Here is an 11,656-nt window from a genome sequence, read left to right as displayed (position 1 = left end):
ATTGGCCGAAGTCTGCGACATGTTCACACCGCAAGAATGCTGGAACTACTTTTGCGAGGCCGGGTATGCATCAGGTTAAAAGCGCGTAGCTTTAGGTGGATATCTCTCGGATAAGGCATACCACTTCATTGCTTTCGCCGCATTAGCGTTTCCAACGGCATTACTTTATGCTCGCAGTTTGGTTTGGGTCATTCCTGCAGCATTGTTACTAGGTGGGATCATCGAGCTTGTTCAACCTTACGTCGGTCGATCGCGTGAAGGAGCGGATTGGATTGCTGACGCATTTGGTATTGGCTTTGGCGTCAGCATAGGCTTGGTGATCCGGAAAATCATTCGCAAGAAAAATTGAGTACTATCCTGTTTTTACAGGGCTCTTTTGGTGCTACGGATCGGTTAATCTTCTTGTTCCTCTCCGAGTGATAGATGGTCGATCGATAAGTGATGTTTCAGACAAGTTTCGCCTTCGGCAAATCACAGGCAAAGTTGAACGCCGCCTTCAGGCTTTGAAAGCCATGATGCAACAAATTTCTGCTGCCCCGGGGATACCGAAGTTCTGGTTGGTGAATTCTTTGCTTTTGACAATTAGCGAGACCATGCCTGCGACTCCGTGCAAGTGGTTTTGCCGTACAAGTAACTATTAGCTTTGGCACCAATCCAGCGCGGATGAAACTGCACGGTTTTTCGTGGTACTTCATCTGAACGACCTTCTAGAACTACCATCTTCTGGGTGTATGGTATTCAGATAGTATTCAACAAAATCAGACACCTCTTCCCCTGCTAGGCACTGCTCCCTTCGATCAAGAGCAGATCGACTGTGACCCGGCAAGATGAAAACGGGACGGGGGGGTTGATAAGCGTCTTCTTCCAAATGTTGCAATCGTTGCCAGCATTGAACGGAAGGTGCATATGCGCCTTGGTGCACATAGTTGAGCGCGAAAAGCGACTGTTGTATTTCGGTTCGGAGCTGCTTCCCCAGATCTGTGAGTTGCCAACCAGATGAAACCATTTTCTGCAAATTGAACCTTTGCAAAATTTTCCAAATTTCATACTGCCAATGGACAGTCGGAACATTGAAATATGAAACCTCTTCCGGGTCACCAAGAAAAACTCCGATTGAATTCTGTGCAATTAGTCGGTCCATTTCCTCTGTTTCAAAATGCGAAATCGATGGTGTAAAGGCTTTTTGCTTTAGAGCGCGCTCAAAATCGGAGAGTTCAATGTCTGTTGCGCGCAATGCCGCTTGTCGAAGCCGTTGGCGATTTCGCTCAGAGACAAAATCCAAAGGAACTCTCCAATTTTTTACGTCGGTTACCTGAGACTGGACACCTTTGGCCAAGCTGCTTAACGATCGAACGTCACTTTGTTTGACGACAACCTCGACCACCATATCTACCAGTCGAGACAAATCAGATTTCTTTTTTGTTTTGATGCCACTTGTACACGTTACTTCAACGGCGATGGTGTAGCCGTTCCAGACCGCTATGAGGTCTGGAACGCGGTTCTCGATCCGTTTTTCCAGCACGCAACTTTCGAAGAAAAATTTCACTAAATGGGGCGAAAGTGGAAGAGCCTCAGCCCTGGCGCTCTGCTTTGCAAAAAACCAACCGCTTTCATAAATGGCCAGTTTAGCCAAAAGATGCGTCATGCTTTCGGCACCGATGTGATCGAGCCATCGACACTGCGCTCCTCGGTGTCGGAAATATGCTGAGACCTGTCTGCCCGCCGACAGATGGCTATCGATATGCCGCATGGCTTTTTCACATACCGGGCAAGAAAAAGACTCCCCAATTTGGGCATCATTGCTTCCGGCTATCACCGGTTTTTCGTTTTCACTTAGTGCAAAATAATTTGTGACAGTCATTACCGTTCTCCTTTTGATTTACTTGGATATTGGCTGGTGATTCTGTCAAGTCTTTGTTTTTATTGATTTTTAAGCTATCTTCTTTTGTTGCAGACTACATTTGCAGGTCGGTTTTTCTGTCTTGAGTTTTGCTTCAATTATAAGGGAAATTTGTGCAGGAAACTTCTCAGGGCAGGTTATGACCAAAGGAATGTGGGTGTCGTACCACTTGGAATGCTTTTTTTTGCGATTTGCCGCACAAAATTCGAAACTGAGAGCCGATTTTTCTAATCATCGGCATTGCTTAATCTGAATTACTAGACGGATGTCTCGGAACGGAATGTTGCAACCAGTTGCAACACCCACCCATCCTAAGGACTTGGTTGTTCAGGTCAGGTCAGGTCAGGTCAGGTCAGGTCAGGTTTTCCAATAACGCGGCATTGAACATCCAGCATCAATCAGGTTGTCTCAAGGAAAACGAAGCTTTCGCTCGGTAACACCTGAGGCCCGCACCCACGTATTATCTTCAGGCAGTTCGAAAAAAAAGCGACTGGCTTTCCGGATTATCAGCCCTGGCCCTCATAGCGGCCGCTGTTTCATATTCGCATCCATGGCGACCTATAGAAAACGTGTACAAACTTAGAAAATGCCTTCAGCAATCTCATCTCCCCTTCACCGGATACATCTTGGCGCATTGGGCCACGGGATTACTGCCTGTCGAAATGGCCTACCTGACGAAATCTCTTTCGGAGCAGAGCTCGCTAAGAATAACCTTTAACCAAGCCGAGCCGACCCTTTCCTTTGCGGCTTTGGCTTATCCGACCGCTCCACGTTAAGCGCGCAGTCATTTTGCTGGGGTGTGTACTGGATGCCAATTGTTTTGACTGGGCCATTGAGCTTATCCAGTTTGATGTTGGCCCCGAGGGCGAATAGGCTGAGTTCTTTGCGGAGTTTTTTGTATCATTCTTAACCCAATTGCCGGCCTGATAATTCGTGTTTTTAGTTTGAAACAGAGTTATTTTCAGTAGATCCGCGACATTTCAGTCGAGGATGTCCAGTGGTAAATTTCGATTTACCGCTTCATCTTGCATTTTTATGTACGATACAATATATAATTGAATACACGTTTTAGAGAGCATTATGACAAAACTCCTGACAACCTACATCGCCACCATGACCGAAATGCGAGAGCCTCACAAAGTCTTGGAGAGCTCTGGAGGCAACCCGGTGGCGGTTTTGAAAAACTCGGCCTTGGTTGGTTACTTTGTTCCCGCGGAAGCCATTCAGGAAACCGAGGGCCGTATTGCCACGCGCGAAGAGGTTTTGGCTAGTCTCAAGGCGCGTAAAGACATAAACCAACCTGTGCTTGACTACCTCAAGGACAAGTAAAGTGTTCAGGCTTTTGTCTTCAGATCTTGTCGACCTCATTCATGAGAACGTTCTGAACCCGGGCGAACTTCAAGGGCGCGCCGGAGACAAATCACTGGAAGGCGCCTTGTCGCGCGTCGACAACCGCCTGGCTTTTGGAATGGTAGAGGACGGATTTTCTCTCGCTGCATTCTACGCCGAAGCAATTGTACAAGGCCATTGCTTCAACGATGGCAACAAGCGCACGGCGCACTTGTCTATGGACGTTTGCCTCGATCTCAACGGAATTGCGATAAAGTGGGTTACGGAAGACGTCGCGGATCGAATAATCCTTTTGGCGCAAGGGAAACTGGAGGCAGAAGCCTTTGCTTATTGGTTACGAACCCTACCAAACCCGTTGAAATGAGCGAGCCATAATGTGCTTCGCCAAAACCTGGATCACGGGTTTGGCGTGAAAGGCGCGGAACCTCTTGATGTTGAAAGTGTTTGGAAATCTAAGACTTCTCAAACCTATGTTGAAATGCTTTAGTCATTTTTACCAGGTCAATCGAACCCATCAAGTTCAACGCAAACTTGGACGGCAACGAGGTCTGTTACTTTGTTTCAATGTCCGCCCAAACTTGGTCATTTGCAGCGTTGCCCTGCAACCTACTCCCACACATTGTGTTCCGCCAATTCGAGATATCGTGAAAGGATGTTTACGGATTTCCAGCCCCCTGCGCGCATAATGGCCGCAGTATCATATCCTGCGCACAGCAAGTCCTGGGCTGCACCAACACGGAGAGAATGACCACTAAAGCTATCAATGTCTTCGGGACCGAGACCTGCCTTTTTGGCTGAGCTCTTGATCAGCGTTTTGACTGTTGTCGTACTCACGCTGCGCTCTAAAGCTTTGCCATGATAAATCGGGCAGAAAAGATAGGTGATATGAGGACCCCGCCAATCCAACCAGTCCTGCACAAGAGTAGCTGTTTCTCTTGAAGTGAACGAGATACGCCCTTGTCCGAATGGATCGGCTTTGCTGCGTCGAATGAGGACTCGTAGGGTTCCGTCATCTCTCACTTCGATATCCTGAGTTGTGAGCGCCACCAGTTCAGAGCGACGCGTCAGCAATTCGTAACCTAGTGACAACATCGCTCGGTTGCGCAGCCCCCAAGGATTGTCTGGTTGCACGGATAGAAAGGCGTCGAGGTACTTTCTGGTCAGTCCCTTTGCTTGTTTTGGGCGGGCAAGCTTCGCGCGTCGAATACGGCGGATGGTGACGTTAATGTCTTCATCCCAGGTCGGGTCCGGAAGATGTAGAAGCCGGTGTACTTTTCGCACGGCATAGAGCCTACGGCGAACGGTTGAAGGCGCTTTTCCAGGGGCCTGATCTTCGAGAAAGCGGCAAAGCGCGTCCACACTCGCCGGAAAGGGAGCAATGCCCTTTTCAGCACACCAGGAGACGTAAATTTTGACATCCGCGAGATAGGATTTGAGCGTCGCGGGCGCGTAAGCGCCCTCTAGGCGTTCAAATGCAGCTCGCCAGTCTTGGGCTTCCAGATGTTCAAGTGAGCGTGGAGGTGCGCTCTCAGTCTCCTGTATGCGGCTTTCCCCTTGGGTCTCGACGCGGGCGATGTATCTTACGGTTTCTTCGTGAGGCGGTGGCAGAGCGTTTTGGTCGATTTCCCCAACAGGTTTTGGTGATGGGACGTGTGCACCGTTCAAATGAAGATCTATAAGTTCCCAAGGAATAATCCGCCGGAAGGCTGCCGACTGTCGTGCACCGTTTTGAGGAGCCGCAACCACGGCATCAAAGGCAAGGCGCAATCGGGTTTCTTCAAATTCCGAGGCATCCGCCAACCAGAACAGCATCGGCGCACAGCTCAAGCGTTGGAAGACAAGACGGGCATCCGTCGCAGAAGATGCCTGCCGCTTATAGGGCGCCGGTGTCTCACAGGCGCCTAACCACCCCAACCAGTGTTCTTTTTGCGAGCTATACCATGCGCGTTTGTAATCTGCTCCAATGCCGATCTCTCGCTCAAGCAATGCCGTCAGAGGGCGCGCTTCAGGAAGGCTGCGAATGCGATTTATGAGGGTTTGAATATCCAAGCTTCGGCTCTGCTTCAGGCAATTTTGTTACTCTTTCAAAGTACCACAAATCACCAAGCAAAACACAATAACTATTTGTTTTTATTGCTTTTTAATTCACGGATCAGTTCATCACTTTGCTGCATGACTTTCTGAATTCTATCTCGCAACTCTCGGCGATTTTCCATGGCCGCTTCGGTATAACCCCCATGGATCAACGCATTTGAATTTCCTTTAGGGGCACCCGAGCCTTTTGCACCGCCGTGCATACGACAGCGTTTCTTTCCCGATACCGCTGGAGATTGGCACGCAGCCCCTGTCCTGGTTTTCGCGCCACACCGCAGGCTTTTGCGCATAGATTGCGTATCACGTGTATGATTACTCGGCACGCTCAGCTTTCCTTACGGACTTTGCCATCCCTGCGGCTTCGCACACTTACCGGTGCTTCACTATCAGTGTATTCCAGAGGCGTTTCTACGTTAGCATGAACAACTTTTCGGGCATCTACAGTGCCCACAACCGCCTGCGCTCCGGGATTGACGTTGACGTGCTGTACGGTGATTTGCTGCGTTCCCCGATTACGCAGCTTGTCGATGGTCTCTGCGTTTTTGAGCGCCGCGCCATTTCCTTTCAAAAACAACTGCGCGGCCTTGTCACTACTGACTGGGTCAATATCTCCGCTCTGTGCGCGTAGCGCCGCATCGCGCGCCATTTTGTTGATGGCAACAAAATTGTAGGCGAGGTTTCTTTCCAACTCATTGGTTGGCTTCAAATCGCGAACGGCTTCAATGGCGGAGTCGAGCATACAGCGTTCATCATAATCCGGTGGCTGCCGTTTGAGCCTAATACCAAGCCCAGCGGCAAGTTCCTGAAAGCGGGCCCTTTGAACGGATATGGATTGCGATAGTGTAACGTCGGCGAGATCCTCTGTTGCGTAGCCAAACAGTGTATCCAAGGGTTGAGGTTCGGCCTCAGGATTGGCTTCTCTGGTATTTGCCAAAACCTGCCGATCAAGCTCGTCGAGCGCTTTTTGGTTGTCATCGTCTCTATGCATTTTGCGCCCTACTCGACCTAATCTACCCTTGGTGACGTCAAAAGAAGAGCATTTCAAGTGTTGGGCAGGGAGAAGTTGATGGAAATTTCTACTGTGCATGGGCTTGTTTCGACGCATTTTTATCTGATCAATTTTTTCACCCCCCCCTTAAAAAATTGCGGCAATCAAACACTGCACCAAAAGTCCGCACATCCGCTATCCGAAGGGAGTTGCAGTGACAGAAAATGCGTTTTCTGCATTAATCTGTTTAAAAGAGGTGTCTGATAGGCCAGACGCGCTACTTGGAGAAAGCGCGTGTGGACGCCAGAAAGGTTGGCCGGTTTTCCAGCCGTAGCATGCCCCACCGGCGATTCGCCGATTCAAACAGCCGATAACGTGCAATCGAACGTTGCCTTGCCGTTGCCCAAAAGAACGAGAGGCCAGCCAGATTTGCCCGAGAATGCCCCTTATAAGCGGTTTTCCAAATGCCCAATTGAAACAACTCAAAACCAATGCTAGTCACTTTATGCAAACCCAGAGAGTACTGGGACTATTGAAAGTTGTATTGAATTTGGAGCAGCAATGATACGCTGGATACTGATGTGCGCTGTTTTGCTGACTGGTTGCTCTGAAGCGATGACGATGTTTCCGACTGAGCCTGAAGAACAGGCCGATCTTCCTGAAAACGTGAATATTGTTCGGGTTTCCAGTAAGAATATCAGCAATTATAATAAATCCTTTCGCAGTTATAGACGTGCTTCTTTAATGGCTGGAAAAGAGTGGTCCTATAAAATCGGTGTTGGCGATATCATTTCCGTGACTGTATTTGAGCACCCGGAGTTGTCTCTAAATCAGGGCAACTCAGACAATGATAAGCTCAATGGCTTTGAAGTTCAGGCAGATGGCACCTTCTTCTTTCCATTCATCGGCGAAATCAGTGCCGCAGAAAAATCGGTTAAATCGGTTCGCCTGGAAATTTCACAGAAGCTGCGCACCTACATCAACGACCCTCAGGTAGATGTACGACTTATTGCATTTAATTCGCAAAATGTTGTTGTCAGTGGTGAAGTTGAAACGCCCAACCGCCAGTCTTTGACCACTGTTCCTTTGACATTGCTTCAAGCTGTGAATGCAGCAGGTGGCTGGACTGAAAAAGCGGATATCGGATACATAACGTTGCGGCGAAATGGTCGCGTTTATCCAGTTGACCTGCGGGGATTTCTCGAAGCCAACATGGCAGAAAACAACCCAGTTTTATTGTCAGGCGATGTTGTTCATGTGCCTGAGCGGGAAAACCAGGAAGCTTTCGTTATGGGTGAAGCTCTGCGTAACGAGGCAATTGACGTCACGAGCGAACTGGTTTCCTTGACGGAGGCTGTAAACGAAGCAGGGGGGCCGAGCAAAGTGCGTTCGGACGCCCGCGGGATTTTCGTCTTCCGCCATTCAAGTGGCAAAATGAATGTGTATCAGTTTGACACGACTACGCCCGAAGGCTGGCTTTTAGGAACCAAGTTTACCCTAGCACCGCAAGACGTTGTGTTCCTGACACGCTCGCCGCTGCAACACTGGAATGACACAATTACTCAACTTCTTCCAACAGTTTCAGCGATCAGTACATTAGAAGGACTTCAGCGAAACTTCTAACGCTTGAAGGCCGAAACAAGGTTAATGACACAATGATAGAATCCGTACTTGTAGTTTGTGTTGGTAATGTCTGCCGTTCGCCCGTCGGTGAGAGACTTTTGCAATCTAAAGCACCCAATGTGACCGTGAGTTCTGCCGGTGTAGGTGCATTGGTCAACAAGCCGGCCGACGCTACTGCAAGCCGGGTGGCCGCGGAAAAAGGCGTCTCACTCGAAGGGCACAAGGGACGTCAGGCGACCGCTGAAATATTGTCAGCCGCGGATCTCATACTTGTTATGGAGACTGGTCACAAAGCTGCAATCAGCCAGATTGCGCCACAGGTCAGTGGTCGGGTTATGTTGGTGGATCACTGGACCGGTGGCAAAAATATTGCAGATCCATACAAGCGGTCTCAGGAATTTCATGAGCAAGTTTTCCGTCAGCTCGACACTGCAATGAACGGTTGGTCACAAAGACTTGCCGCTAAATAGAGAAGTTTTCAAATGAACTCATCTCCTTCAAATTCCAACAGTCAGTTCGATGAAGAAATTGACCTTGGTCAGCTATTTTTGAATTTATGGCAGGGGAAATGGACAATTCTGTTTGTCACATTTTTGGTCGGAACACTTAGTGTGTTTTGGGCGTTAAATACGGCGCCAACATATCAGGCTGATGCCTTGCTGCAGCTAGAAGAAAAAGCGGGTGCCAACCCTTTTTCGGGTACGTTTGAGGGATTTGGAAGCGACCCAGCTAGCGTGACGGAAATTGAACTTCTTAAGTCCAGACTAATTTTGGGCCAGGCCGTGGCAGAGCAAAACCTGGATTGGGTCGCCATCCCCAGACAGACCCCTTTAATAGGGTATTTTGTTTCCGAATTTGGTGGGCTGGTTGAGTTGCCCGAGTTCATGAAGCCATTTGCCCAATCAGGTGAGACCATTTCGCTTCGGTTTCTGCGAGTTCCGCCTCATCTCTTGGGTACACCGCTTAGTTTGACCAAAATTTCGGAAACGGACTTTAGCCTGAAAATCCCAGAGGGACCGACGCTGTCAGGTAAACTCAATCAGCAACTTATTGACGAAAACACGGGAATTGCGATCGAACTTAGCAAACTTGAAGGGCAAGTGGGCCGAGAGTTTACCGTTGTGCAAGAGAGCGAAGAGGAAGCTATTAAGTCGGTCCGGGAAAAAATTGGAATTTCTGAAAAAGGTCGAAACTCTGGCGTCTTGAATGTTACTTTCAAAGATGGAAACAAGGAGGACGCCTCTCGGGCACTGAATGCCATCGTGAGTGCCTATCTTCGCCAAAACATTTCTCGAAATTCGGCCGAAGCTGAAAACAGTTTGAAATTTATTGAAGATCGCTTGCCAGAAGTGCGTTCTATCGTTGATCGCGCCGAAGAGAAATTGAAAGATTTACAAAGTGAACGCAATACGCTTGATCTTAGCTTTGAGACCCAAGCTCTGTTAGAGCAACGGAATCAAGTGGAGGCGGAACTGGCAGCTCTAGAAATCGAAGAACAGGAGCTTCAACGCAAATACACGGTTAGCCATCCGAATTACAAAATGCTCTTGAGCAGAAAAGAGCAACTCGAGACACGTCTGAAAGCGCTGGAGGCTAGATCCCTGGACCTTCCCGACACACAGCGCGAGATATTTGACATGACACAAGAGTTGGAACTTGCGCGAGAAACCTACAGCAAACTTCTGATACGAGCCCAAGAGCTCCGTGTCGTCAAAGCCAGCACGATTGGCAACGCAAGGGTGATCGATCATGCGCAGACTGCCTCACTTCCAATAGCTCCGAGGAAGGCGGTAATTGTCGCTCTAGGCGCATTGCTGGGGTTAATGTTGGGCGTGGCGATAGTCTTGCTCAAAAACTTTAGATCTAAAGGTATCAAATCAAGCGCCGAAATTGAGGCTCTTGGCCTCTCAGTATTTGCCGTAGTGAATGCAGTAAAACCTGGCTTGCTAAAACCACGGAAAAGCGGTGGCAAGAACCCCATTCTTGCTATCGATGACCCTACAGACCTAGCAGTTGAAGCCCTTCGAGGATTGCGAACCAGTTTGCATTTCGGAATGTTGGAGAAAGACGCAAAAGTTCTTTCAATTACTAGCCCCAGCCCAAATGCAGGCAAATCATTTTGTTCAACCAACCTGGCTATTGTTTCAGCCCAAGCCGGTCAAAAAGTATGTTTGATTGATGCGGACCTTCGTCGTGGCGAGTTGAGAAAATTCTTCGGGGTGAAAAAGGACACTCCGGGCTTGGCTGAGTTGCTGGTAGGGGACAAGAAATCGGAGGATGTTGTGACCTCAACATCTGTGAATACACTGTCTTTCATTCCAACAGGGAAATTCCCCCCTAATCCAGCTGACCTGTTAATGACGCCCACATTCGCATCTACTTTGGACAAACTTTCCGAGCAATTCGACCTCATCATTCTCGACTGCCCGCCAGTTCTTGCCGTAACTGACCCCGTTATGATTTCGAAGCAGGCAAGTATGACATTGGTCGTTGTCCGATATGGGGTAACGACAGAAAAAGAAATGCACGCGATGCAGCGGGAGATTGACGCGTCCAGCGGGACTATTTCCGGTGCCATTTTCAACGGTTTTCAACGTGGTAAAGGAGAGAAATATGGTGGGTATGATTACCGTTATGAATACAAATAACTCTTGATGGAGTTAGGGTAGGGTGTTCATCGCATTTCCTCCACCATCTTTTCCCGGAAATCTTCGGTGAGTGTTTTCCATCCCAAACATATTCGAGGCGTGTTGTTGAGGCGGTCGTGGATCTGCTTAATGTTTTGAACTGTCATCAATCGGCTCTCGCGTCGTGCGGTCGGCTGGGCCGACATCGCACAATGCTGCGAAGCTAGCCTCTGATTTCAATCGCTCTGGATTGTCCCCCGCCGTGAGCAGCAATTGCGCTGCGCTGTTCAGGCCTATCGCAGTCTGCTCAAGCAGCTCTGGAGCCAAGTCTTTGACAATGGCTTCGATCATGTCGTCCAGATCGGCGATCTCATCATGTAGTTCGAGATAGCGCCGTGCCAATGACTTGAGCGCGATACGGTAGGCTTCTTCAACCTCCCGATACGCGGTGAGATCAGGTCGCCAAGCCGCTAACGTTCTGATCAATTGCATGCGCGTCATCTGGCGCAGTGGGTCTCGCAATTTATCAGGCGCGCAAACGATTGTTGTCTGGATGATCTGCAAGGCAATGCGACGGGCCTGGACAGCAGTTTTGCGGCAAACCTTTAGAACGCGGAGGCTTTCGACCATTCCGTCCCGACTTCTCGGTGTCACCGTGTGCCGTTCAGCAAAAGCGGCATGGGCAGCGCTTTCCGCGTCGAAGTCATCGTTCTTGCCCCGGCGACGGCGATCATGCTTGTCAGGCGCGGTCACCTCCAGAACCTCGATGCCGGCAACTTGCACATAGCGCAGCAGCCCCGCGCCATAACTACCCGAGCATTCGATCCCGATGCGCTGTAGATCGCCAAATGACCTCATCCAAGTCAACATCAACCGATACCCATGTCGGGTCGTCGGGAAGCTTTCAGTGCCGAGTGTAGATATGTACGGACTCCCGGGACACTTCCTGTAAATTCCCTGATTTGGGATGGAGGAAGTATGAGCTACTCCCCATTTGTTGGACAGGATCTGGCGTAGTTTAAGCTACTTTTCGCTCCTGCTGATCAGGGTTGGTTGTTTCAATTCCCTGCCAAT

Annotated in this window: 9 protein-coding genes and 4 pseudogenes; 6 read left to right on the top strand and 7 right to left on the bottom strand. The window is 49.3% G+C overall.

The window, feature by feature from the left end; genetic code table 11:
- Positions 1-118: 118 nt before the first annotated feature.
- Positions 119-349 (top strand): annotated as a pseudogene (locus tag BUC32_RS20765) (VanZ family protein); the annotation flags it as partial.
- Between the two features lie 342 nt (positions 350-691).
- On the opposite strand, the gene BUC32_RS19395 reads toward BUC32_RS20765, so the two are convergent.
- On the bottom strand, positions 692-1,861 hold the full coding sequence (locus BUC32_RS19395; protein ID WP_073257136.1) for a competence protein CoiA family protein: 1,170 nt from the start codon (positions 1,859-1,861) through the stop codon (positions 692-694).
- A gap of 1,119 nt (positions 1,862-2,980) precedes the next feature.
- On the opposite strand from BUC32_RS19395, the gene BUC32_RS19390 reads away from it, so the two are divergent.
- Positions 2,981-3,229 carry a hypothetical protein gene (locus tag BUC32_RS19390; RefSeq protein WP_073257133.1) on the top strand — a complete coding sequence of 83 codons (249 nt, stop codon included), beginning with the start codon at positions 2,981-2,983 and terminating at the stop codon, positions 3,227-3,229.
- A gap of 1 nt (position 3,230) precedes the next feature.
- Positions 3,231-3,614 carry a type II toxin-antitoxin system death-on-curing family toxin gene (locus BUC32_RS19385; protein ID WP_073257130.1) on the top strand — a complete coding sequence of 128 codons (384 nt, stop codon included), beginning with the start codon at positions 3,231-3,233 and terminating at the stop codon, positions 3,612-3,614.
- A gap of 242 nt (positions 3,615-3,856) precedes the next feature.
- Here the strand turns inward: BUC32_RS19385 and BUC32_RS19380 are convergent, their stop codons facing one another.
- From BUC32_RS19380 to BUC32_RS19370, 4 genes and pseudogenes are all read right to left on the bottom strand, one after another.
- Entirely contained in the window at positions 3,857-5,299 is a 1,443-nt protein-coding gene (locus BUC32_RS19380; RefSeq protein ID WP_073257127.1) for a tyrosine-type recombinase/integrase, read from the bottom strand.
- 71 nt (positions 5,300-5,370) lie between these two features.
- The gene (locus BUC32_RS19375) at positions 5,371-5,547 is read right to left on the bottom strand and encodes a hypothetical protein (protein ID WP_220387649.1); all 177 of its coding nucleotides are present in this window, start codon (positions 5,545-5,547) and stop codon (positions 5,371-5,373) included.
- A gap of 9 nt (positions 5,548-5,556) precedes the next feature.
- Positions 5,557-5,634 (bottom strand): annotated as a pseudogene (locus tag BUC32_RS21285) (hypothetical protein); the annotation flags it as partial.
- Between the two features lie 35 nt (positions 5,635-5,669).
- Positions 5,670-6,449, bottom strand: a complete 780-nt coding sequence (locus BUC32_RS19370) for a hypothetical protein (protein ID WP_139280804.1) — start codon at positions 6,447-6,449, stop codon at positions 5,670-5,672.
- Between the two features lie 444 nt (positions 6,450-6,893).
- Here BUC32_RS19370 and BUC32_RS19360 point away from each other — a divergent pair, with 444 nt between their 5' ends.
- From BUC32_RS19360 to BUC32_RS19350, 3 genes are read left to right on the top strand one after another with little or no spacing between them, the layout of a single operon-like run.
- Positions 6,894-7,955, top strand: a complete 1,062-nt coding sequence (locus tag BUC32_RS19360) for a polysaccharide biosynthesis/export family protein (RefSeq protein ID WP_073257115.1) — start codon at positions 6,894-6,896, stop codon at positions 7,953-7,955.
- A 32-nt stretch (positions 7,956-7,987) separates the two neighbouring features.
- Positions 7,988-8,425, top strand: coding sequence for an arsenate reductase/protein-tyrosine-phosphatase family protein (locus BUC32_RS19355; RefSeq protein WP_073257112.1), 438 nt, complete (start codon positions 7,988-7,990; stop codon positions 8,423-8,425).
- A gap of 12 nt (positions 8,426-8,437) precedes the next feature.
- Positions 8,438-10,603 carry a polysaccharide biosynthesis tyrosine autokinase gene (locus BUC32_RS19350; protein ID WP_073257109.1) on the top strand — a complete coding sequence of 722 codons (2,166 nt, stop codon included), beginning with the start codon at positions 8,438-8,440 and terminating at the stop codon, positions 10,601-10,603.
- A 26-nt stretch (positions 10,604-10,629) separates the two neighbouring features.
- On the opposite strand, the pseudogene BUC32_RS21315 reads toward BUC32_RS19350, so the two are convergent.
- A pseudogene (locus BUC32_RS21315) lies at positions 10,630-10,734 on the bottom strand (IS30 family transposase); the annotation flags it as partial.
- 16 nt (positions 10,735-10,750) lie between these two features.
- Positions 10,751-11,497: pseudogene (locus BUC32_RS19340) on the bottom strand (IS110 family transposase); the annotation flags it as partial.
- Positions 11,498-11,656: the final 159 nt, after the last annotated feature.

Origin of the sequence: Shimia gijangensis, from assembly GCF_900142085.1 — a bacterium.
GTDB lineage: Bacteria > Pseudomonadota > Alphaproteobacteria > Rhodobacterales > Rhodobacteraceae > Shimia > Shimia gijangensis.
The sequence above is the reverse complement of the archived record's forward strand: the minus strand, read 5'-3'. Positions and strand labels throughout refer to the sequence as shown.